This window comes from Streptomyces sp. NPDC046379 (genome assembly GCF_055587785.1).
Window position 1 is genome coordinate 1 of the sequence record NZ_JBVJFP010000018.1, and the last position, 23,046, is coordinate 23,046.

Sequence of the window (23,046 nt, forward strand, 5' to 3'; positions counted from 1 at the left end):
CCGGATCCCCCCCCCCCCCCTCGCGCCCCCCCCCCCCCCCCCCCCCCCCCCCCCCCCACCCCCCCCCCTCCCCCTCCCCCCCCCTCCCCCCCCCCCCACGCCGGACCGCACGCCGAACCACCCGACGGCATCCGCCGGGACGGTCACTTCGCCGATTCGTCCAGGGCCCGCAGCACATCGGCGATCAGGTCCTCGGGGTCCTCCGCGCCGACCGACAGCCGGATGAAGCCCTCCGGCACCGCGTCGCCGCCCCAGCGCCCGCGCCGCTCGGCCGTGGAGCGCACCCCGCCGAAGCTGGTCGCGTCGTCGACGAGGCGCAGGGACTCGAGGAAACGGTCGGCACGCGCGCGTGAGGGCAGCGTGAAGGACACCACGCAGCCGAAGCCCCGCATCTGCCGCGCGGCGATCTCGTGGGAGGGGTCGTCCGGCAGACCCGGATAACGCACGGCCAGGTCCTCGTGCCGGTCGCGCAGGGCCTCGGCCACGGCCAGCGCCGTCGCGTTCTGCCGGTGCGCCCGCAGCTGGAGGGTGGCGATCGACCGGTGCGCGAGCCAGGCTTCCATGGGCCCCGGGATCGCTCCGACGATCTTGCGCCAGCGGCGTACGGCCGTCATCGCGTCGCCCGCGCGGCCGGTGACGTACCCGAGGAGGATGTCGCCGTGCCCGGTCAGCTGCTTGGTCCCGCTGGCCACCGAGAAGTCGGCGCCCAGTTCCAGCGGGCGCTGTCCGAGGGGGGTCGCGAGGGTGTTGTCGACGGCCACCAGCGCACCGCGCGCGTGGGCGGCGTCGGCCAGCCGCCGCACGTCGCACACGTCCAGCCCGGGGTTGGACGGCGTCTCGATCCACAGCAGCTTCGCGCCGTCGAGGACGTCGAGCTGGGCGTCGCCGCCGGTGGGCGCGGTGCGCACCTCGATGCCGTACGCCTCCAGCTGCGCGCGTACCAGCGGAAGCACCTGGTAGCCGTCGCCGGGCAGCACGACGGCGTCGCCCGCGCGCAGCTGGGAGAAGACCACCGAGGAGATGGCGGCCATGCCGGAGGCGAAGACGAGCGTCTCGACGCCGTCCTGCCCGGGCGCCTCCAGTTCCCCGATCGCCCGCTCCAGATGGGTCCAGGTGGGATTCTCGTCGCGGCCGTAGGTGTACGGGCCCGCGGCCTCGCCGGGCAGGTGGAAGTGGGCGGCGAACACCGGTCCCGGCAGGGTCGGCTCGTGCTTCACCGGTTCCGGAAGCCCCGCACGCACCGCGCGCGTGCCGTCGCCGTCGTATGCAGCGGAATCGTTCATGCCGCTCGTCCTTCCACTTGCTCGCGTACCGCGGCGAGCAGACCGTCGCTCGCCGCCTCCACCATCTCAAGGCACTCCTCGAAGCCGTCCATCCCCCCGTAGTACGGGTCCGGGACGTCGAGGTCGTCGCCCGCCGCGGGGTCGTAGGAGCGCAGCAGCCGCACCTTCGCCGCGTCCTGTTCCGTCGGCGCGATGCGGCGCAGCGCGCGCAGGTGGCCCGTGTCGAGGGCGATGACGAGGTCGAGGCGGGAGAACCACGACGGCTGGAACTGCCGGGCGACGTGCTCGCCGGCGTAGCCGTTCGCTTCGAGGACCGCCACGGTGCGCGGGTCGGCCGGGTCGCCCTCGTGCCAGCCGCCGGTGCCGGCGCTGTCGGCCCCGACCAGACCGTCGAGCCCCGCCTCGGCCACCCGGGCACGGAAGACGGACTCGGCCATCGGGGAGCGGCAGATGTTGCCGGTGCACACGAAACAGACGCGGTAGGTCATCGGCTCAGTCACCGTCGGGCAGGACCAGGTGGAGCGCCCAGGAGACGACCGAGACGATCAGGCCGCCCAGGACGGCGGTCCAGAAGCCCTCGACGTGGAAGCTCAGGGAGAACTCGTCGGCCAGCCAGGACGTCAGCAGCAGCATCAGCGCGTTGACGACCAGCGTGAACAGGCCGAGCGTGAGGATCAGCAGTGGCAGGCTCAGCAGCTTGACCACCGGCTTGACCAGGAAGTTCACCACGCCGAAGAGCAGCGCGACGACGAGCAGGGTGCCCGCCTTCTTCGCGGTGCCGTCACCGGTCAGCGTGATCCTGTCCAGCAGCCAGACCGCGACCGCCAGGGCCCCCGCGTTGGCGAGCGTCTTGACTAGGAAATTCATCATGTGTCTGATCGTGGCAGACGAGATCGGTGACGAGTACGGGCGCGAGGTCGACGAAACGATGAAGGCATTCCGGCTGGACGAACTGGAAGCGGAACGGGCCGCCAACGACGGCGCCTACCTCCAGTTCCTGCGGGAGCGGAACATGTCGGTCGGCCTGTACGCGCTCGACGCGGGGGACCACGACCCGCAGCAGCCGCACGCCCAGGACGAGGTGTACTTCGTGGTGAGCGGCCGCGCGGCGATCACCGTCGGCCTGGAGACCACCCAGGTGGCCCGCGGCAGCGTCGTCTACGTGCCGGCCGGGGTGGCCCACAAGTTCCACCACATCAGCGAGGATCTGCGGGTTCTCGTGGTGTTCTCTCCCCCCGAGAGCTGATCCGCCGTCTCGGGGTTCCCTAGGGGAACGGTCAGGGGAGGACAAGGGGCGCGGGACCCCCGCCGGCCCCCCGTGCCCGCCTAGCATCGAGGCAGGACATCCGAGAACCACAGAGAAGGACGAGGGCGATGCGAGAGATCTTCGCGGGTCTGCCGTGGTGGGTTAAGTGGATCGCGGTGCCGGTCATCGCCCTGGTCGTGTTCGGCGGACTGATCGCCAGCGTGGTCGGCTTCGTGATCGGCCTGCTGTTCAAGGTGTTGGTGTTCGTGGCGCTGGTCGGCGGACTCATCTACGTCGTCAGGAAGTTCACGACGAACTCGTCGTCGCGTAACGACTGGTGAGGGGTGCGGGTGACGGGAACCGGTAACAGGACGCGCCGGTTCCCTCGGCCGGGGGAAGTTTTCGGCACCGGCGGCGTGTGAGCGGTGGCAGAGGGTTAGAGTCCGGAACTCGACGCGGGAACACCCGCGCGTGGCGCACACCCCGTACTCCCCCCTCCCGTGTTCCCCGCACGGGCTGCCCTCTCGCGCTTCGGGAGCGACCCTTGGCCACGGTTGACACCGCACCCGCAGGATCCCCGGCATCCCTCCTCCCCGCCCGGCACGCCCTCCCGGAACCGACGCTGAGCGTCCGGCCCCCCGAACAGCCCTCCGCGCCGAGGGCGGCACCGGGGCGCAGCCGCCCGACGGGCGCCCCTGCGCAGCGCCGCCCCGCGGCCCCGCCGCCCCCGGACCGCTCCACGACGCTCATCGGATCCGTGCAGCGGGCGATGCGCCTGCTGGAAGCCGTCGCCCGGCATCAGCACGGCGCTCCCGCCAAACAACTGGCCCGCGAGACCGGCCTCGCGCTGCCCACCGCCTACCACCTGCTGCGCACGCTGGTGCACGAGGGCTATCTGCGCCGCGACCGGGGGCTGTTCTTCTTCGGGGAGGCGGCCGAGCGGCTCGGCCGCCGCGGAGCACAGCAGAAACGTCGCACCACCGTGAGCGACGTCCTGGCCCGCTGGCGGGATTCGATCGGTGCGCCCGTCTACTACGCGACGTACCGCGAGGGTGAAATCCAGGTCCTCTGTGTCAGCGACGGTCCGGGCCGTCCGGCGGGGCGGGAATGGGCCGACTTCCGGGAAACCGGCCACGCGCACGCCCTCGGCCAGTGCCTGCTCGCCCAACTGGACGACGCCGCCCGGCGTGACCACCTCGACCGCCATCCCGTGCGGCCGCTCACCCCGTACACCGTCCCGAACGGCCATGAGCTGCTACGACGCCTCGACCGCGTCGGCCGCACCGGGCCGGTGATCGAGCATCAGGAGTACGCGCTCGGGACGGTCTGCGCGGCGGTCCCCCTCACCATGGGGGACACGGTCGGGGCCCTCGCCCTCTCGCTCCCTCACCGGCAGGCCGATCGGCTTCTGGCCGCGGCGCGACAGCTCCAGCGGGAGATCGGCCGTCTGATCGAGCAGATCACGCCCTCTATCAGTATCTGAAAACTCACTCCTTGTGATCTGATGGGCACGTTCAGCAAGATGTCATCAGTATTCGAGGTCCATTCCCGGCCAGTCGACGGCGAACGACGGGGTAAGCGATGCGCGAGACCGTACAGGCAGAAGTCATGATGAGCTTTCTCGTGTCCGAGGAGCTCTCCTTCCGCATCCCGGTGGAGCTGCGTTATGAGACATGTGATCCCTACGCCGTGCGGCTGACCTTCCATTTGCCCGGTGATGCCCCGGTCACCTGGGCGTTCGGGCGGGAGTTGCTGATCGACGGCGTGGGCCGGCCCTGCGGAGAGGGCGATGTGCGGGTCGCGCCGGTCGAGGCGGAGACGCTGGGCGACGTCCTGATCCGGCTTCAGGTCGGGAGCGACCACGCCCTGTTCCGCTCCTCCGCCGCGCCGCTCGTCGCGTTCCTCGACCGCACCGACAAACTGGTGCCGCTGGGCCAGGAGGGGGCGCTCGCCGACTTCGACGCCCACCTCGACGAGGCGCTGGACCGCATCCTGGCGGAGGAGCAGAGCGCGGGCTGACGCCGCCGGGGCACCGCCGCCGGAGCACCGCCGCTGGAACGCCGCCGTCGGAACACCGCCGCCGGAACTGGCGGTGGCGTAACGCTTCGTGGGGCGCGGCGCCGCTCAAGTGCGCAGGCGGCGCCCTGTGCCGGTGCGCCGCCTCAGCGCTTACGACGGCGTCCCTTGCCGGTCCGCGTCGCCGGGGCCGCGACGCCCGGCTGCGTCGTCGGCGCCCCGCCGGACCGGTCGGCCGACACCACCAGGGCCGCCAGCGCCGTGGTCACCGGCACCGACGCGACCAGGCCGATGGATCCCACCAGCGTGCGCACGATCTCCTCGGCGACCAGCTCGCTGTTGGCGACCGTCCCGACACTGCTCTGGGCGATCGAGAACAGCAGCAGCAGCGGCAGGGCGGCGCCCGCGTAGGCGAGGACGAGCGTGTTGACCACGGAGGCGATGTGGTCGCGGCCGATCCGGATGCCCGCCCGGTACAGGCCGCGCCAGCCCATCGTCGGGTTGGCCCCGTGCAGTTCCCACACGGCCGAGGTCTGGGTGACCGTGACGTCGTCCAGGACGCCGAGGGAACCGATGATGATGCCGGCGAGCAGCAGGCCGCTCATGTCGATCGTCGGATACAGGCCGTGGATCAGGCCGGTGTTGTCGTCGGTGTTGCCGGTGAGGGCGGCCCAGCCGTTGAACAGCGAGCCGAGGACGCCGATCAGCAGCAGCGAGATCAGCGTGCCGAGTACCGCCACCGAGGTGCGGGCGGACAGGCCGTGACACAGATACAGGGCGATCAGCATGATCGCGCTCGCCCCGATCACCGCCACGACCAGCGGGTTCGATCCCTGCAGGATGGCGGGGAGGATGAAGAAGTTCAGCACCATGAAGCTGATCGCCAGGGACAGCAGCGCCATGACGCCGCGCAGCCGCCCGACGACCACGACGGCGAGCGCGAAGACGCCGGCGAGCAGCGCCATCGGGAACCGGCGGTTCACGTCGGTGACGGAGTACTGAAGATCCTCGGGCGCGGACGGCTCGTAGGCGACCACGACCTCCTGGTCCTCGTGCAACTGCCGTGACTGGTCGGGCTGAACGATCTCGGTGAACGTACGGCCCTTGTCCTCGCCGGTGTCGATCCGGATCGTCGCCCGCTTGCAGGTGCCGTTGGCCTGCTGCTGCGCCGAAGAGCCCTCGGCGGTGGAGGTGTCGCCGGTCGGGGTGTCGGCCGAGGCGTTGACCGAACCGCAGTCCAGTTCCTCGATCTCGGTGACCGTGGCCCGCTGCGTCTGCCGGTCGAAGCCGACGCCGGTGCGCTCGTGCGGCGGGGCGCCGCCCGGCCACAGGACCGCGAGCCCTACCAGCACGGCCGCGGCGAAGGGGATGAGAACGGCGGCGATCACCTTGCGCAGATGCAGGGAGACGGGGGCGGCGGGCCCGTGGGCGTGGCTGTGCGAATGCCCGTGGCCGCCGTGCCCCCCGCCGTGTCCACCTCCGTGGCCGCCGTCGCGCCCGCCCCCCTGCTCACCACCGCGTCCACCACCGTGGCCGCCGCCGTCACCGTCACCACCGTGACCGTGACCGTGCCCCGAGCCACCGCGACCGTCACTCGCGCCGTGCCCACTCCCGCCGAACCCGCCGAACCCACCCCCGCCGCGCCCGGAGGCCCCGCCCTGTCCTTGTGGGTCTCCCCCCTGCCCGGGGCCGAAGGCGGACCTGGCGGTCAGGCCCGTGTCGCCCGGGCCGGTTCCGCGTGGGGGTACGGGCGGCGGGAACGGAGGCTGCTGATTCGTGGTCACCGCCCGATCATCGCAAGAACGACCGGGGCCCTCTGTTCACCGCGCCCGAATTGACGCTAGCGTGGGGGCACCTTTGTACACGCGGGAGCTCGGAGCACCGGGCTGAGAGGGCGCTGACCTCCGTCTTCGCGATGTTTCACGTGGAACGTCACGCACCACGCGTGATGTTTCCCATGAGACACCGCCGAGCGGAAGCCGCTGCGTCGACCGCCGAACCTGTTACCGGGTAATGCCGGCGTAGGGAGATCGGTCTCATGACCAACAAGGACGCACGCACGCCTGCCTCCACGCGGACCCAGACCCCTGGAACGTCCGACGGGGAGGCCGGGAAGTCCATCGGCTGGCACAAGGCGTACGTCGAGGGCTCACGCCCCGACCTGCGGGTGCCGGTCCGTCAGGTGCATCTCAGCAACGGGCAGTCGGTCACGCTCTACGACACCTCGGGCCCGTACACCGACCCACTGGTCGACACCGACGTCCGCAGGGGCCTGCCGCCGCTGCGGGAGAACTGGATCGTCGCCCGCGGCGACACCGAGGAGTACGCGGGCCGTCCCGTCCGTCCCGAGGACGACGGCATCAAGCACACCTCGCCGCGCGGCGGGCTGCGCAACCTCGACGCGGTCTTCCCCGGCCGGCCCCGCCAGCCGCGCCGCGGCCGGAACGGGCAGGCGGTCACCCAGCTCGCGTACGCCCGCCGGGGCGAGATCACGCCCGAGATGGAATTCGTGGCCGTACGCGAAAACGTTTCGCCCGAGGTCGTGCGCGAGGAGATCGCGGCGGGCCGGGCCGTGCTGCCCGCGAACGTCAACCACCCGGAGATCGAGCCGATGATCATCGGCAAGCGGTTCCTGGTGAAGGTGAACGCCAACATCGGCAACTCGGCGGTGACGTCCTCCATCGAGGAGGAGGTCGAGAAGATGACCTGGGCGACCCGCTGGGGCGCCGACACGGTCATGGACCTGTCCACCGGCCGCAACATCCACACCACCCGCGAGTGGGTGCTGCGCAACTCCCCCGTCCCCATCGGCACGGTGCCGCTCTACCAGGCCCTGGAGAAGGTCGACGGCCGGGCCGAGGAGCTGACCTGGGAGATCTACAAGGACACGGTCATCGAGCAGGCCGAGCAGGGCGTGGACTACATGACGGTGCACGCGGGTGTGCGCCTCGCGTACGTGCCGCTCACCGCGAACCGCAAGACAGGCATCGTCTCGCGCGGCGGCTCGATCATGGCGGCGTGGTGCCTGGCGCACCACAAGGAGTCGTTCCTCTACGAGAACTTCGAGGAACTCTGCGAGATCCTCGCCGCGTACGACGTCACGTACTCCCTCGGCGACGGCCTGCGGCCGGGCTCCATCGCGGACGCCAACGACGAGGCGCAGTTCGCGGAGTTGCGCACGCTCGGGGAACTCAACCGGATCGCCAAGCGTTTCCACGTACAGAGCATGATCGAGGGCCCGGGCCACGTCCCGATGCACAAGATCAAGGAGAACATCGACCTTCAGCAGGAGATCTGCGATGAGGCTCCGTTCTATACGCTCGGCCCGCTGACGACGGACGTCGCGCCGGCCTACGACCACATCACCTCCGGCATCGGCGCCGCCATGATCGCCTGGTGGGGCACGGCCATGCTCTGTTACGTCACCCCGAAGGAGCACCTGGGCCTCCCCAACCGGGACGACGTCAAGACCGGCGTGATCACCTACAAGATCGCCGCCCATGCCGCAGACCTCGCCAAGGGGCACCCGGGCGCGCAGGAGTGGGACGACGCGTTGTCCGACGCGCGGTTCGAGTTCCGGTGGGAGGACCAGTTCAACCTGGCCCTCGACCCGGACACGGCCCGGGAGTTCCACGACGAGACGCTGCCGGCCGAGCCGGCCAAGACGGCGCACTTCTGCTCGATGTGCGGGCCGAAGTTCTGCTCGATGAAGATCTCCCAGGACATCCGCCGTGAGCACGGCGGCAACCGGGCGGAGATCGAGGAGGGCATGGCGCGGAAGTCGCAGGAGTTCGCGGCGGCGGGCAACCGCGTGTACCTGCCGATCGCGGACTGACGTCCGGGTCCGATGTCCGGGGGCCGATGGTCCGCGGACTGACGTCCGGGTGCCGACGGCCGCCCGTTTTCGCCGACGCCCGCCCTCCCCAGGGCGGGGCGGGCTCGGCGAGACTGGGGGCATGACCGTGCAATCCATGAGCAAGGGCTCCAACCTTCCCGTCGACGCCCCCGTGGTGCGCGTCGAACTCGCCTGGTCCGGCGGCCCCGGCGTGCCCGACGTCGACGCCTCGGCCCTGCTGCTCACGGAGGCGGGGCGGGTGCGGGACGACGGCGACTTCGTCTTCTACAACCAGCCCCGGCACGCGTCCAACGCCGTGACGCACCTCGGGAAGCGGAGTGCCGGCGGCAACGCCACCGACACGGTCGAGGTCGACCTGCGTTCGCTGGAGCCGGCCGTCGACCGGATCGTGCTGTGCGCGTCGGCCGACGGCGGGACCTTCGGGCAGGTGCCGGGGCTGTCGCTGAGGCTGCTCGACGCGGGGTCGGGGAGCGAGGTCGCCCGGTTCGACATGGAGGCCGGACCGGAGACGGCGTTCATCGGCGGGGAGCTGTACCGGCGGCAGGGCAAGTGGAAGTTCCGCGCGGTGGGCCAGGGATACGCCTCCGGCCTCGCGGGCCTCGCGACCGACTTCGGCATCACCGTGGACGACGCCCCGGCGGCCCCGCCCGCTCCGGCCCCCGCCCCGTCGGCACCGCCCGTCGACCCCCGGTCGGCCGCCTGGCCCGCGCCGACCCCGACCCGGCCGGCCACGCCGCCTCCGCCCGCCCCGCCGAGGCCCGTCCCGCCCGCCGCCACCCCTCACCCCACGGTCCCTCCCACCACCCCACCCCGCCTCACCAAGGGCGAGGAGCACCTCCCCGTCGACATGCGCAAGCGGCTCTCTCTGCGCAAGGAGCAGGTCGCCGTCAGCCTGCGCAAGCACGGCGCGACCGGCGTCACCGCGCGCGTCGTGCTGGTCCTCGACGCCTCCGGGTCCATGTCGTTCCTCTACTCCAAGGGCACCGTCGCCGACGTGGTGGAGCGGATGGCCGCGGTCGCCGCGCAGCTGGACGACGACGGTGAGATGCAGGCCTGGACGTTCGCCTCGAACCCCGCCCGGTTGCCGGACCTGCGGCTGGGCGAGCTTCCCGAGTGGCTGCGGCTGCACGTGCGCGTCGGCGAGATGAGCCTGTTCCGCCGTCGCGGCCGGAAGAAGGGGCTGGTGGAGGGCCAGGTCGACATGCGGGACGTCGGCATCCAGAACGAGGAGCAGAAGGTCATCGCCGAGGTGCGCCGGTTCGTCCGGGACAACCCGGCGGCGGCGCCCACGCTGGTGCTGTTCTTCTCCGACGGCGGCGTCTACCGCAACGCCGAGATCGAGCGTGAGCTGCGCGAGGCCGTGGAGGAGCCGGTCTTCTGGCAGTTCGTGGGGCTCGGCCGCGCCAACTACGGGGTGCTGGAGCGGTTCGACGCCCTGCCGGGCCGGCGCGTCGACAACGTCGGCTTCTTCGCCGTGGACGACATCAGTACCGTGCCGGACCAGGAGCTGTACGACCGCCTGTTGTCCGAGTTCCCGCTGTGGATCACGGCCGCACGCCAGGCGGGCATCATCTGAAGGGCACCCGATGGCGCCCCCACCCCGACGCGGAGCCTCGGGTGAGCCTCCGGGCCTCCGCAGGGGGAGGGAGCGCGTGAACCGGGCCCGAGCGGCCGTGGCCGTGCGACGCCCCAGCCATACGACGCCCCAGCCGTGCGACGTCGTGCCATGACGACGCCGTATCCGTGCGACGCCGTCGCGGTCGCGCAGTGCCGCGGCTACTCCGGCTGGTGTTCCGGCCCCCCGAAGTCCGGGCTGCTGTAGTCCGGGCTCGAGTAGCTGGGCCGGGTCCCGGTCGCCGGGCCGCCGCCCGGGCTGGTGAAGCCGGGACGGCCGTAACCGAGGTGCGGTATCCGGCTGGTCGTCGGTGCGGGCGGAGCCGGTTGCCGGGCGGCCGGTCCGGGCTCGGCGAGAAGCGCCTCGCGCAGGAACGGCAGGATGCCGTTCTCGAGCAGGGACGCGCGCCAGGCTTCCCTGGCCCTGGCCACCTCCTCGTTCAGCCGGTCCTGGGCGCGCGACGCGGGGGTGGGCCGGTTGCGCAGGGCGGTGCGCAGCAGGGCGACCGCCGCGACCAGGATCGCGACCGCCGTGATGCCGCCGAACGCCCACCCGGCGGTGAGCAGGGTGTCGGCGAACGCCGGTTCGGGCGAGAGCATTCTCAGGACGTAGCCGACGATCAGGAAGATCGCCGCGGCCGTGCCGGCCAGGACGGGCGCGAGGACCGCGACGACGGCGCCGGCGCCGGCGCCGGCGGCCTCGGCGGCCTCCCCCATGGTGGTGGCGAGCCCCACCGCGGAGGAGCCCGGTTCGCCGGAGCCGGACTCCCGCGCGGACGACGGGGTGGACGGCGCCGGGCGGCGCAGTTCCTCGCGGACCTTCACGTAGTGCTGGTACTCGGTCGCCGCGGCCGCCGTGATGAGGGCGGTGGCGTCGAGGGCCAGGGCGCGCAGTTGTTCGTGGGTCGGCCGCTGTCCTGCCATGGCCGGTCCCGGGCGGTGTGGTGCGGAGCGCAGCGCCTCATCGAGGAGCCGCACGTACTCCTGGCGGTCCTCGCTCAGCAGGTGCTGCGGAACGCTGTTCATCTGCATCCCCCGATGCTCCGTAGGGCTTGGGGCTCGCACGCTGACGAGCCGTCGGGCAGAAACGGAGGGGAGCCTGCTACGGATAAGCCGATGGTAGAGCGGTCACGGCGTGCCGTGACAGGGGGTTTCCGGAAATTGGGTCGTGGCCTGCGCCGTCGCGCGCGGCGCGGGACCGCCGGTCCGGGGTGCCGGTGAAGGGTCAGATGTCGAGGGGCAGTTGCTGGACCAGCAGTTTTCCGGCCATGGTCACGCCGCCGTCCATCGCGATGGCGAGCCCGTCGGCGTAGACGTGCGGTCCTTCGATCGTGGGCCCGGAGGTGTCCTCGCCGTCCTCGGAGCCGACCTCGCCCAGCAGATACGGGATCGGGCTGTGGCCGTGAACGATGCGGGTGCCGCCGTACGTATCGAGCAGGGAGCGCACGGCGTCGGCGCCGCCCTCGTCGCGGAAGGAGAAGCGCTTGGTGAACTTGCGGAACAGGTCCCAGACCTCGTCGGCGTCGTTGCGCGTCAGGGTCTCGCGGACGTTGTCGTTGACGGCCTCGATGGAGTCGCCGTAGTCGAGATAGGCCGTGGTGTCCGAGTGGACGAGCAGGTGGCCGTCGGTCTCGGTGAGCGCGTCGAGACGGGCCATCCACTGGAGGTGGTGGTCCTGGAGACGGTCCATGTCGGTCTTCTGGCCGCCGTTGAGCAGCCAGGCCGCCTGGAAGGTGGCGGTGCCCGCGCCGGAGTTGACGGGGGTGTCGCCGAACCGCTTGGCGCCGAGCAGGAGCAGCTCGTGGTTGCCCATCAGGGCCTTGCAGTAGCCGCCGGCCGCCGCGGCCTCGGCGGACAGCCGCATGACCAGGTCGATGACGCCGATGCCGTCGGGGCCCCGGTCGGTGAAGTCGCCCAGGAACCACAGCCGGGCGGTGCCCGCGCACCACTGGCCGGCGGCGTCGATCAGGCCCTTCTCCTGGAGTGCGGCGACGAGTTCGTCGAGGTACCCGTGGACGTCGCCGACGACGAACAGCGGGCCGGGTCCGGCGGCGGGCTGGGCGACCGGCGCGGCGGCGGGGTCGACGGTCACCTGAACCGTGTCACCGCGGTTGATGACCGGCAGGTCGCGCCGGGTGGGGGTGTACCCGTCCGGCGGGTCCACCGGCTCGGCGACGGGCACGGGCGCCGGGACGGGCGCCGCGGCCGCGGTCTCGCCGGGGTGGGCGCCGTGGACGTACGGGCCGGTCTCGTGGACGTATGCGGGCACCCGGAAGTCGCGCAACGTCGCCGTCCGCTCCACCTCGGGTCCGGGACCGGCCCCCTGAGTCATCGACCCCTCCACCATCGCGCCGCATCTGCACCGCTCGTGACTGCCTGGTCGCAACGGCCCGCGGTGCCGTGCGCCCATCATAGGAATGCGGATCGCGCTGTGTGATGACCCAGGGGTGGTGAATCGGAGCCGGACTCCGGTTCACCGCGGCTTTCGCCCCGATTGGGCAGGGCTTTCCCTGCCGGGCCGGCCTCCGTTCCCGACCCGGACGGGGCCGTCGCCGCCGTCGGGCCTTCCCTATTCGGGTGACCTCGGCGGGCTGACCGTGGTGCGCGGTGGTCGGCGCTGGGAGGAGGTCCGCACGATCAGCTCGGTGGGTATCACCTGCTCGACCGGCTGGTCGGAGTCGACGCCCTCGATGGCGTCGATCAGCAGCTGGACCACGGCCGTGCCGATGCGCCGGGGCTTGAGGGAGAGCGTGGTGACGGGTGGCTCGGTGCTGGCGTACACGGTGGACTCGCTGCAGCAGACCAGCAGCAGGTCGTCCGGGACGCGCAGTCCGTAGCGGCGGGCGGCGGCGAGCAGGTCGGTGCCGTTGGGGTCGAACAGGCCGTACACGGCGTCGGGCCGGTCGGGCCGGGCGAGCAGCCGGTCGGCGGCGACGGCGCCCGCGCACGGGTCGTGCGCCGGGTAGGCCTCGTACACCGGGTCCTGGCCCACCCGCTCGCACCAGCGCAGGTAGGCGGTGGTCGACAGATGGGTGTAGGTGTCGGTGGTCGTGCCCGTCAGCAGGCCGATGCGGCGGGCGCCGGCGTCGGCCAGGTGGTCGAGGATGCCGAGGACGGCGGCCTCGTGGTCGTTGTCGACCCAGGCCGTGACCGGGAGCGAGCCGGCCGGGCGGCCGTCGGAGACGACCGGTAACCCCTGGCGGACCAGCTCGCTGACGACCGGGTCCTGGTCGGAGGGGTCGATGACGACCGTGCCGTCCAGGGCGACGTTGGACCAGACGTCGTGGCGCGAGGTCGCGGGGAGGATCACGAGGGCGTAGCCGCGGGCGAGCGCGGCCGAGGTGGCGGCGCGGGCCATCTCCGCGAAGTACGCGAACTCGGTGAAGGTGAAAGGTTCATCCCCGTACGTGGTCACGGTCAGGCCGATCAGCCCCGACTTGCCGGTACGGAGGGTCCGGGCGGCGGCGGAGGGCCGGTAGCCCAGTCGGTCGGCGACCTCACGGACGTGGCGTCGGGTGGCGTCCGGGAGCCTGCCCTTTCCGTTGAGGGCGTCGGAGACGGTCGTGATGGAGACCCCGGCGGCGGCGGCAACGTCTCTGATGCCCGCCCGGCCCGGCCGACTGCCTCGACGTGAGGTTTCCGCGCGGCTCACCTGGTGCTTCCCTGCTGCTGTCATGGCGAGCCGATAGTAGGGCGCAGAGGACGGGGTAGCGCGGACGCATATGCACCCACTGACAGGCACGTTTCTGCAAGGTTATGACCTGTCAACTGCCTTGGAATGAAAGGATGTTGTCGTTCTCTGGTGCAGGAGGTGACCTATCCGCGCTCATGGGCCTGTCGAGCCCCCGATGTTTCGAAGAGGTCTCAACTCACCTGTACGGGGGACGCGCGCCACGGCGCAAGCCACCGGCGCATAGATATATGTGTAGCGCGCCCCTCGATTCGTACGCCTTCCTGCCGTGATGCCCATGATGCCGGTGCGGTGGGGCCGGACGAGCGGGTTCCGGCCTGTTCAGTGCGGAGCCGAATCCTCATAAGGTGAGAAGTATTGGAAGCCGGCGCCGCTCAGGGGCCGCCGGTGATCGCGAGGAGGACTGCGGTGAGCGAGACGAGCCCCAAGCTGCGCGCGGTGCTGGAGGGGATCCCCACCTACAAGCCGGGCAAGCCGGCCGCGGCGGACGGCCCGGTGGCCTACAAGCTGTCCTCCAACGAGAACCCCTATCCGCCGCTGCCCGGCGTGCTGGAGAGCGTGGTGGCCGCCGCCTCGTCCTTCAACCGCTACCCCGACATGGCGTGCACGGGGCTGATGAACGAGCTGTCCGAACGCTTCGGCGTCCCGGTCTCCCACCTCGCCACCGGCACCGGTTCGGTCGGTGTCGCCCAGCAACTGCTGCAGTCGACCGCGGGACCGGGCGACGAGGTGATCTACGCCTGGCGCTCTTTTGAGGCTTATCCGATCATCACGCAGATCAGCGGGGCGACGCCCGTGCAGGTGCCGCTGACCCCGGGCGCCGTGCACGACCTGGACGCGATGGCGGAGGCGATCACCGAGCGGACCCGGCTGATTTTCGTCTGCAACCCGAACAACCCCACCGGCACGGCCGTCCGCCGGGCCGAGCTGGAGCGTTTCCTCGACCGGGTGCCGGACGACGTGCTGGTCGTGCTGGACGAGGCGTACCGCGAGTTCGTCCGGGACCCCGAGGTGCCGGACGGCCTCGAGCTGTACCGCACCCGCCCGAACGTCTGCGTCCTGCGGACCTTCTCCAAGGCGTACGGCCTCGCCGGTCTGCGCGTCGGCTTCGCCGTCGCCCACGAGCCGGTCGCGGCGGCGCTGCGCAAGACCGCCGTCCCGTTCGGCGTGAGCCACCTCGCCCAGGAGGCCGCCGTCGCCTCGCTGCGCGCCGAGGACGAGCTGCTGGGCCGGGTCGGCTCGCTGGTGTGCGAGCGCAACCGTGTGCTCGACGGGCTGCGCGCGCAGGGCTGGACGGTGCCGGACACCCAGGCGAACTTCGTCTGGCTGTCGCTGGGGGAGCGCACGACCGCCTTCGCGGCGGCGTGCGAGCAGGCGGGCGTGGTGATCCGCCCGTTCCCGGGCGAGGGCGTGCGCGTCACGATCGGGGAGACCGAGGCGAACGACATCTTCCTGAAGGCTGCGGAGGCGTTCCGCAAGGAGTCCTGACCCCCGCCACCCGCTGGAATCCGAGGCCGCCGGCCCGCCGTGAGGCAGGCCGGCGGCCTCGGCGTCATGTGGCCGCCATGTGGTCGCGTCCAAGGGGTTGACGTCACACCGGACCCCCCTTCCGGGTCTGAAAAGCAGTAGGTCATAATTGCTTGTGAATGTGAACGCGTTCACAAGCGTGTCTGTTTTCACCCGAGATTGGCGACGACGTGGACATGGCTCTGGCGCCGGAAACCCTGGCGCGATGGCAGTTCGGGATCACCACCGTCTACCACTTCCTGTTCGTCCCCCTGACGATCTCCCTCGCCGCGCTGACGGCCGGCCTGGAGACCGCCTGGGTGCGCACGGGGAAGGAGAAGTACCTCCGGGCGACCAAGTTCTGGGGCAAGCTCTTCCTGATCAACATCGCGATGGGCGTCGTCACCGGCATCGTGCAGGAGTTCCAGTTCGGCATGAACTGGTCCGACTACTCGCGCTTCGTCGGCGACGTGTTCGGCGCGCCCCTCGCCTTCGAGGCCCTGCTGGCCTTCTTCTTCGAGTCCACCTTCATCGGCCTGTGGATCTTCGGCTGGGACAAGCTGCCGAAGCGCGTCCACCTGGCCTGCATCTGGCTCGTCTCGGTCGGCACGCTGCTGTCGGCGTACTTCATCCTCGCGGCCAACTCCTGGATGCAGCACCCCGTCGGCTACCGCATCAACGAGGAGAAGGGCCGCGCCGAACTCACCGACTTCTGGCTGGTCCTCACCCAGAACACCACGCTCAACCAGGTCTTCCACAGCTTCTCGGCGGCCTTCCTGACCGGCGGCGCCTTCATGGTGGGCATCGCCGCCTTCCACCTGATGCGCAGGCGCCACATCCCGGAGATGCGCACCTCCCTGCGGCTCGGCCTGGTCACGCTGGCCGTCGGCGGACTGCTCACCGCGGTCAGCGGCGACAGCCTCGGCAAGGTCATGTACGAGCAGCAGCCGATGAAGATGGCCGCGGCCGAGGCGCTGTGGGACGGCGAGGGGCCGGCGCCCTTCTCGTTGTTCGCCTACGGCGACGTCGACGAGGGGCACAACAAGGTGGCCCTGGAGATCCCCGGCCTGCTGTCCTTCCTCGCCCACAACGACTTCGACGAGTACGTGCCGGGCATCCACGACACCAACAAGGCCCTCCAGGAGCAGTTCGGCCCCGGCGACTACAAGCCCATCGTGCCCGTCGCCTACTGGGGCTTCCGCTGGATGATCGGCTTCGGCATGGTCTCCCTCTCCCTCGGCCTGCTGGGGCTGTGGCTGACCAGGAAGCGGTTCCTGCTGCCCGCCGCCCTGCGCACCGGAGAGGACGAGGTGCCGCGTCTGGTGCTGCTGCGCAAGCCGCTCGGCGCCCGGCTCACCCGGACGTACTGGCTGCTCGCGCTCTGGACCATGGCGTTCCCGCTGGCCGCCAACTCCTGGGGCTGGATCTTCACCGAGATGGGCCGCCAGCCCTGGGTCGTCTACGGCGTGATGCAGACCCGCGACGCGGTCTCCCCCGGCGTCTCCCAGGCCGAGATCCTCACCTCGATGATCGCCTTCTCGCTGCTGTACGCCGTCCTCGCCGTGATCGAGGTCAAGCTGCTCGTGAAGTACGTCAAGGCCGGCCCGCCGGAGCTGACCGAGGCCGACCTCAACCCGCCCACGAAGATCGGCGGCGACGTCCGTGACGCCGACAAGCCGATGGCCTTCTCCTACTAGGCCGAGGGAGCCGCACAGTCATGGAACTGCACGACGTCTGGTTCGTCCTCATCGCCGTCCTGTGGACCGGCTACTTCTTCCTGGAGGGCTTCGACTTCGGAGTCGGCATCCTCACCCGGCTGCTGGCCCGCGACCGGCCCGAGAAGCGGGTGCTGATCAACACCATCGGCCCCGTCTGGGACGGCAACGAGGTCTGGCTGCTCACGGCGGGCGGGGCCACCTTCGCCGCCTTCCCCGAGTGGTACGCCACCCTCTTCTCCGGCTTCTACCTGCCCCTGCTCGCCATCCTGCTCTGCCTGATCGTCCGCGGCGTCGCCTTCGAGTACCGCGTCAAGCGGCCCGAGGAGAGCTGGCAGCGCCGCTGGGAGGCGGCGATCTTCTGGACCTCGCTGCTGCCCGCGTTCCTGTGGGGCGTCGCCTTCGGCAACATCGTGCACGGGATGAAGATCGACGCCGACTTCGAGTACGTCGGCGGGCTGGGGGACCTCCTCAACCCCTACGCCCTGCTCGGCGGGCTGGTGACGCTGACGCTGTTCACCTTCCACGGGACCGTGTTCGTCGGGCTCAAGACGGTCGGGGAGATCCGGGAACGCGCCCGCGCGCTGGCCCTGAAGGTCGGCGCCGTCACCACCGGCGTGGCCGTGCTCTTCCTGCTGTGGACCCAGGTCCACAGCGGCGACGCCAAGAGCCTGGTCGCCCTCGTGGTGGCCGCAGGTGCACTGCTCGCCGCGCTGAACGCGGTCCGGGCCGGGCGCGAGGGGTGGGCGTTCGCCCTGTCCGGCCTGACCATCGTGGCCGCCGTGGCGATGCTCTTCCTGTCCCTCTTCCCGAACGTCATGCCGTCGTCGCTCGACGAGAGCTGGAGCCTGACGGTCACCAACGCCTCGTCGAGCCCGTACACCCTGAAGATCATGACCTGGTGCGCGGCGATCGCCACGCCGATCGTCCTGCTCTACCAGTCGTGGACCTACTGGGTGTTCCGCAAGCGGATCGGCACCCAGCACATCGCTCCCGACGTCGCGCACTGAGGTGTGTTTCACGTGAAACCAATCGACCCCCGGCTCCTTCGGTACGCCCGCGCCACCCGTCTCTTCCTGGTGGCGGTCGTCGGCCTGGGCGCCGTCGGCGCCGGGCTGGTCGTCGCGCAGGCGATGCTCATCGCGGAGATCGTGGTCGGCGCGTTCCAGCACGGCATGACCGCCGGGGAACTGCGCACTCCGCTGCTCCTGCTGGTGGCGGTCGCCGGTGGCCGGGCGGTGGTCTCCTGGCTCACCGAACTCGCCGCCCACCGGGCGAGCGCGGCGGTGAAGTCGGAGCTGCGCGGCCGGTTGCTGGAGCGTGCCGCGCGGCTCGGACCCGGATGGCTCGCCGGTCGGCCCACCGGTTCGCTGGTCGCGCTCGCCACGCGCGGCGTCGACGCCCTCGACGACTACTTCTCCCGCTATCTGCCCCAGCTCGGTCTCGCCGTGGTCGTGCCCGTGGCGGTGCTGGCGCGGATCGTCACCGAGGACTGGGTCTCCGCCGCGATCATCGCGGGCACGCTGCCGCTCATTCCGGTCTTCATGATGCTGATCGGCTGGGCCACGCAGTCCCGGATGGACCGTCAGTGGCGGTTGCTGTCCCGGCTGTCCGGGCACTTCCTGGACGTCGTCGCGGGGCTTCCGACCCTCAAGGTGTTCGGCCGGGCCAAGGCGCAGGCCGAGTCGATCCGGCGGATCACCGGCGAGTACCGGCGGGCGACGATGCGGACGCTGCGGATCGCGTTCCTGTCGTCCTTCGCGCTCGAACTGCTCGCCACGATCTCGGTCGCGCTGGTCGCCGTGACCATCGGCATGCGGCTGGTCCACGGCGACATGGACCTCTACGTCGGCCTCGTCGTCCTCGTCCTCGCCCCCGAGGCGTATCTGCCGCTGCGGCAGGTGGGCGCGCAGTACCACGCGGCGGCCGAGGGGCTGGCGGCGGCGGAGGAGATCTTCGAGGTGCTGGAGACGCCCGTCCCGGCTGCCGGCGCCGGTGCCGCTCCCTCGGGCGCGCCGGCGCTCTCCTTCGAGGGCGTGACGGTCCGCTACCCCGGGCGGACCGCCGACGCCGTGTCGGACGTGTCGTTCGAGGTCGAGGCCGGGGAGACGGTCGCGCTGGTCGGGCCGAGCGGAGCGGGCAAGTCGACGCTGCTGCACGTGCTGCTGGGCTTCGTGGAGCCGGTCCGGGGCCGGGTGCGTGCCGGGGGAGTCGATCTCGCCGACGTCGACCCCGAACAGTGGCGGTCCCGGATCGCCTGGGTGCCGCAGCGCCCGCACCTGTACGCCGGGACGATCGCGGAGAACGTCCGGCTGGCCCGCCCCGACGCGGACGACGCCGCCGTACGCCGGGCCCTCGCGGACGCGGGCGCGCTGGAGTTCGTCGACGCCCTGCCCCGGGGCGCCGACACCCCGCTCGGCGAGGACGGCACCGGGCTGTCCGCCGGGCAGCGGCAGCGGCTGGCGCTCGCGCGGGCGTTCCTCGCGGACCGTCCGGTGCTCCTGCTGGACGAGCCGACGGCCGCGCTCGACGGGCGGACCGAGGCCGAGATCGTGGCGGCGGTACGGCGGCTGGCGGCCGGGCGGACCGTGCTCCTGGTGGTGCACCGGCCCGCGCTGCTGGCCGCGGCCGACCGGGTCGTACGCCTCGACGGCACCGGCTCCCCCGCCGCCCCGCGCTCCGTGCGGCCGGTGTCGGCTGCGCTGGGGCGTGCCGGGACAGGTCTGTTGCCGGGTGCGGGGCTCGACCTGGACGCGACCGGGCCGGTTGCCCCGCCCTCCGCGCGGCCCGCGCGGGCCGAGGCACGGCTCGCCGGGACGGGCCTCTTGCCGGGCGCCGGGCCGGTCCCGGACCCTGCCGCCCCGCGCTCCGTGCGGCCGGTGTCGGCTGCGCTGGGGCGTGCCGAGACGGGTCTGTTGCCGGGTGCGGGGCTCGACCTGGACGCGACCGGGCCGGTTGCCCCGTCCTCCGTGCGGCCCGCGCGGGCCGAGGTGCGGTTCGCCGGGACGGGTCTCCGGCCGGGCGCCGCGGCGGTCCAGGAGCCGATTGGGCTTGCCGATCCGCCCTCCGTGCGGCCCGCGCCGGGTGCGGTACAGCCCGCCGCGACGGGCCTCCTGCCGGACGCCGGGCCGGAACCGGACGCGAGCGGGCCCGCGGCCCCCGCCGTGCGAGGCGTCCTCGCCCGTGTCCGCGCCCTCTCCGGCGCCCGGCGCGGCCGGCTGGGCCTGGCCCTGCTGCTCGGCAGTCTCGCCCTCGGCAGCGCCGTCGGCCTCATGGCCACGTCCGGCTGGCTCATCTCCCGGGCGTCGCAGCAGCCGCCCGTGCTGTATCTGATGATGGCCGTGACCGCCACGCGGGCCTTCGGCATCGGCCGCGCGGTGTTCCGGTACTCCGAGCGGCTGGTGTCGCACGACGCCGTGCTGCGGATGCTCGCCGACACCCGGGTCGCCGTCTACCGGCGGCTCGAACGGCTGGCGCCCGCCGGGCTGCGCCGGACCCGCCGGGGCGACCTGCTGTCCCGGCTGGTCGCCGACGTGGACGCCCTCCAGGACTACTGGCTGCGCTGGCTGCTGCCGGCCGGCGCGGCGGTCGCCGTCTCCGTCGCCTCCGTCGCCTTCACCGGTCGGCTGCTGCCCGAGGCCGGGGCCGTCCTCGCCGTCGGGCTGCTCGCGGCCGGGGCGGGCGTGCCGCTGGTCACCGGCGTGGTGGCGCGGCGGGCGGAGCGAAGGCTCGCCCCCGCGCGGGGGGTGCTGGCGACGCGCGTGGCCGACCTGCTCACCGGCACCGCCGAACTGACCGTCGCGGGCGCCCTGCCCGCCCGTACCGCCGAGACCCGGCGGGCCGACGCCGAGCTGACCCGGATCGCGTCACGGCAGGCCACGGCCACCGCCGTCGGGGACGGCCTCACCGCGCTGGTCTCCGGCCTGACGGTCACCGCCGCCGCACTGGTGGCCGCGCAGGCGGTCGCCGCCGGGCGGCTGAGCGGCGTCGCGATGGCCGCGGTCGTACTGACGCCGCTGGCCGCCTTCGAGGCCGTGCTGGGGATGCCCGTCGCGGTGCGGTTCCGGCAGCGGGTACGGCACAGCGCCGAGCGCGTGTACGAGGTGCTGGACGCCCCGGCGCCGGTGCGCGAGCCGGAGCGTCCCCGGCAGGCGCCCGCCGCTCCGTTCCCGCTCGTCGTCAAGGGCCTGACCGCACGGCACGCGGGGCAGGACCGGGACGCGCTCGCCGGTGTCGACCTCACCCTCCGGGAGGGGCGCCGCGTCGCCGTCGTCGGGGCGTCCGGCTCCGGCAAGACGACGCTGGCCCAGGTGCTGCTGCGGTTCCTGGACGCGGACGCCGGCTCCTACACGCTGGGCGGCGTGGACGCGTCCGCGCTGGACGGCGACGACGTGCGACGACTCGTGGGGCTGTGCGCACAGGACGCGCACCTCTTCGACAGCTCGGTGCGGGAGAACCTGCTCCTCGCCCGCCGCGGGGCCACCGAAGCGGAACTGCGCGCCGCCCTCGCCCGGGCCCGGCTGCTGGAGTGGGCCGACAGCCTGCCCGAAGGGCTCGACACGCTCGTCGGCGAGCACGGGGCGCGGTTGTCCGGCGGGCAGCGGCAGCGGCTCGCGCTGGCCCGTGCGCTCCTCGCCGGCTTCCCCGTCCTCGTCCTCGACGAGCCCGCCGAGCACCTCGACCTGCCCACCGCCGACGCCCTCACCGCCGACCTGCTGGCCGCCACCGAGGGCCGCACCACCCTGCTGGTCACCCACCGGCTGGCGGGCCTGGAGGCGGTGGACGAGGTGATCGTGCTGGCGGGCGGGCGTGTGGTGCAGCGGGGCACGTACGCGGAGCTGATCGCTGTCGACGGGCCCCTGCGGGCGATGGCGGCACGGGAGGCGGAGGCGGATCTGCTCGTGGCCGCGCGGTAGAGCCGACGGGGCGTCGGACGAGACAGAGCCGACGGGGCGTCAAAAGCGGGCCCCCGACACGCCGAAGGTCCCCCATAAGGGCCGCGGTGTCCCCCATGCGTACGACGTGAACAGGCCGCGGGCGCCCCGCGCGGGCCACGATCGCTGACATGCGCTCATCCCGCCGCCGTCTCCTGATCGTTCCGGTGCTGCTGTGCGCGCTCGCCGTGCTCGCGGCCAGGCCGGCCGGCGAGGCACCCGCGGGCGGTGCCGGTCCCGGGGCCGGTGCGGAGGTGGCGCGGCTGTACGAGGAAGCGGCCGTGGCGACGCAGCGGTACGAGGAGGGGCGGCGCGAGGCCGAGGCGCAGCGGGCGCGGGCGCGGCGGTACGAGGAACTCCTCGACCGGCAGCGGCGGGAGCTGGGAGTGCTGCGCGAGGACCTGGGCCGGATCGCCCGCTCCCAGTACCGCACCGGGGGCGGGCTGCCGTTCACCGCGCGGATGCTGCTGGCGGACGATCCCGAGGAGCTGATGCGGCGGCAGCGGGTCGTCTCGCAGGCCGATCAGGCGGTGGAGAAGGCGATCGAGGACAGCCGCCGTGCGGAGGCCGGGCTCGCCGCCGACGAGGCGCGGGCCGCCGCCGAGTGGCAGGAGCTGGAGCGGCGCAACGCCGAGCTGGCGGAGGTCAGGAGGACGATCGAGCGCAAGCTGGAGGAGGCACGGCGGCGGCTGGAGGGGGAGGCCGCGGCGTCGGCCGCCGCGGGCAGCTGCCGTGGCGCGGTCCGGCTCGACCAGCCGCCGACGACGCTCGCCGAGGACTGGGTCGCGCCGGTGGAGACGTACGCGATGTCCGCGGGCTTCGGCAGCGGCGGCGCGCGCTGGGCGAACCGGCACACCGGGCAGGACTTCGCCGTGCCCGTCGGCACGCCGGTGCGCTCGGTCGGCGCGGGCCGGGTGGCGGCGGTGTCGTGCGGGGGCGCCTTCGGCATCGCGGTCGTGGTCGGGCATCCGGGCGGCTACTACACGCAGTACGCCCATCTGTCGTCGGTCGCCGTGGACCAGGGGGAGCGGGTGCGGCCGGGGCAGTGGATCGGGCTGTCGGGCTCGACCGGGAACTCCACCGGCCCGCATCTGCACTTCGAGGTGCGGGTGACCCCGCACCTCGGCTCGGGTGTCGACCCGGTGCCGTGGCTGGCCGCACGCGGCGTGCGGCTGTGACGCCCGG

At 72.4% G+C, this 23,046-nt stretch carries 18 protein-coding genes; 11 read left to right on the forward strand and 7 right to left on the reverse strand.

The features are described 5' to 3' along the window. Positions 1–143: 143 nt before the first annotated feature. Genes ACZ6KF_RS27285 through ACZ6KF_RS27295 form a run of 3 tightly spaced genes read right to left on the reverse strand, consistent with a single transcriptional unit; the run spans position 144 to position 2,153 of the window. On the reverse strand, positions 144–1,283 hold the full coding sequence (locus ACZ6KF_RS27285) for a cystathionine gamma-lyase (protein ID WP_469240810.1): 1,140 nt from the start codon (positions 1,281–1,283) through the stop codon (positions 144–146). Further along, the gene (locus ACZ6KF_RS27290; protein ID WP_356629525.1) at positions 1,280–1,771 is read right to left on the reverse strand and encodes a low molecular weight protein-tyrosine-phosphatase; all 492 of its coding nucleotides are present in this window, start codon (positions 1,769–1,771) and stop codon (positions 1,280–1,282) included. Before ACZ6KF_RS27290 ends, ACZ6KF_RS27285 begins: the two co-directional genes overlap by 4 nt. A gap of 4 nt (positions 1,772–1,775) precedes the next feature. Continuing rightward, entirely contained in the window at positions 1,776–2,153 is a 378-nt protein-coding gene (locus tag ACZ6KF_RS27295; protein ID WP_356629439.1) for a phage holin family protein, read from the reverse strand. A 58-nt stretch (positions 2,154–2,211) separates the two neighbouring features. On the opposite strand from ACZ6KF_RS27295, the gene ACZ6KF_RS27300 reads away from it, so the two are divergent. The 4 genes from ACZ6KF_RS27300 to ACZ6KF_RS27315 all read left to right on the forward strand — a co-directional run bounded on the left by ACZ6KF_RS27300 (position 2,212) and on the right by ACZ6KF_RS27315 (position 4,548). Further along, on the forward strand, positions 2,212–2,529 hold the full coding sequence (locus ACZ6KF_RS27300) for a cupin domain-containing protein (RefSeq protein ID WP_356629527.1): 318 nt from the start codon (positions 2,212–2,214) through the stop codon (positions 2,527–2,529). Between the two features lie 128 nt (positions 2,530–2,657). Then, positions 2,658–2,870 carry a DUF5326 family protein gene (locus ACZ6KF_RS27305; protein ID WP_356629441.1) on the forward strand — a complete coding sequence of 71 codons (213 nt, stop codon included), beginning with the start codon at positions 2,658–2,660 and terminating at the stop codon, positions 2,868–2,870. A gap of 407 nt (positions 2,871–3,277) precedes the next feature. Then, complete coding sequence (locus tag ACZ6KF_RS27310) at positions 3,278–4,012, forward strand: IclR family transcriptional regulator (RefSeq protein ID WP_469240911.1); 735 nt, start codon at positions 3,278–3,280, stop codon at positions 4,010–4,012. 98 nt (positions 4,013–4,110) lie between these two features. Beyond that, the gene (locus ACZ6KF_RS27315) at positions 4,111–4,548 is read left to right on the forward strand and encodes an SsgA family sporulation/cell division regulator (RefSeq protein ID WP_356629443.1); all 438 of its coding nucleotides are present in this window, start codon (positions 4,111–4,113) and stop codon (positions 4,546–4,548) included. Between the two features lie 143 nt (positions 4,549–4,691). Here ACZ6KF_RS27315 and ACZ6KF_RS27320 read toward each other — a convergent pair whose 3' ends face one another. Continuing rightward, positions 4,692–6,329 (reverse strand): YibE/F family protein, encoded by a 1,638-nt coding sequence (locus ACZ6KF_RS27320; protein ID WP_469240813.1) that lies wholly within the window; start codon positions 6,327–6,329, stop codon positions 4,692–4,694. A 254-nt stretch (positions 6,330–6,583) separates the two neighbouring features. Between ACZ6KF_RS27320 and thiC the strand changes: the two genes are divergently transcribed. Beyond that, entirely contained in the window at positions 6,584–8,380 is a 1,797-nt protein-coding gene (gene thiC, locus ACZ6KF_RS27325; protein ID WP_469240815.1) for a phosphomethylpyrimidine synthase ThiC, read from the forward strand. Between the two features lie 121 nt (positions 8,381–8,501). Beyond that, positions 8,502–9,977 carry a VWA domain-containing protein gene (locus ACZ6KF_RS27330; protein WP_469240817.1) on the forward strand — a complete coding sequence of 492 codons (1,476 nt, stop codon included), beginning with the start codon at positions 8,502–8,504 and terminating at the stop codon, positions 9,975–9,977. A gap of 200 nt (positions 9,978–10,177) precedes the next feature. Here the strand turns inward: ACZ6KF_RS27330 and ACZ6KF_RS27335 are convergent, their stop codons facing one another. From ACZ6KF_RS27335 to ACZ6KF_RS27345, 3 genes are all read right to left on the reverse strand, one after another. Continuing rightward, positions 10,178–11,047, reverse strand: coding sequence for a hypothetical protein (locus tag ACZ6KF_RS27335; RefSeq protein WP_356629451.1), 870 nt, complete (start codon positions 11,045–11,047; stop codon positions 10,178–10,180). A 193-nt stretch (positions 11,048–11,240) separates the two neighbouring features. Continuing rightward, a complete protein-coding gene (locus ACZ6KF_RS27340; protein WP_356629453.1) occupies positions 11,241–12,362 on the reverse strand; it encodes a metallophosphoesterase in 1,122 nt (373 codons plus the stop codon). A gap of 222 nt (positions 12,363–12,584) precedes the next feature. After that, positions 12,585–13,691, reverse strand: coding sequence for a LacI family DNA-binding transcriptional regulator (locus tag ACZ6KF_RS27345; protein WP_356629455.1), 1,107 nt, complete (start codon positions 13,689–13,691; stop codon positions 12,585–12,587). A gap of 423 nt (positions 13,692–14,114) precedes the next feature. Between ACZ6KF_RS27345 and hisC the strand changes: the two genes are divergently transcribed. From hisC to ACZ6KF_RS27370, 5 genes are all read left to right on the forward strand, one after another. Continuing rightward, positions 14,115–15,194 carry a histidinol-phosphate transaminase gene (gene hisC, locus ACZ6KF_RS27350; protein ID WP_469158897.1) on the forward strand — a complete coding sequence of 360 codons (1,080 nt, stop codon included), beginning with the start codon at positions 14,115–14,117 and terminating at the stop codon, positions 15,192–15,194. A gap of 209 nt (positions 15,195–15,403) precedes the next feature. After that, complete coding sequence (locus tag ACZ6KF_RS27355) at positions 15,404–16,909, forward strand: cytochrome ubiquinol oxidase subunit I (protein WP_356629459.1); 1,506 nt, start codon at positions 15,404–15,406, stop codon at positions 16,907–16,909. Positions 16,910–16,929: 20 nt separating this feature from the next. Beyond that, the gene (cydB, locus tag ACZ6KF_RS27360) at positions 16,930–17,937 is read left to right on the forward strand and encodes a cytochrome d ubiquinol oxidase subunit II (RefSeq protein ID WP_469240820.1); all 1,008 of its coding nucleotides are present in this window, start codon (positions 16,930–16,932) and stop codon (positions 17,935–17,937) included. A gap of 12 nt (positions 17,938–17,949) precedes the next feature. Beyond that, positions 17,950–21,843, forward strand: a complete 3,894-nt coding sequence (gene cydD / locus ACZ6KF_RS27365; RefSeq protein ID WP_469240822.1) for a thiol reductant ABC exporter subunit CydD — start codon at positions 17,950–17,952, stop codon at positions 21,841–21,843. 149 nt (positions 21,844–21,992) lie between these two features. Further along, on the forward strand, positions 21,993–23,039 hold the full coding sequence (locus ACZ6KF_RS27370) for a M23 family metallopeptidase (RefSeq protein ID WP_469240824.1): 1,047 nt from the start codon (positions 21,993–21,995) through the stop codon (positions 23,037–23,039). The last annotated feature ends 7 nt before the right edge of the window (positions 23,040–23,046 follow it).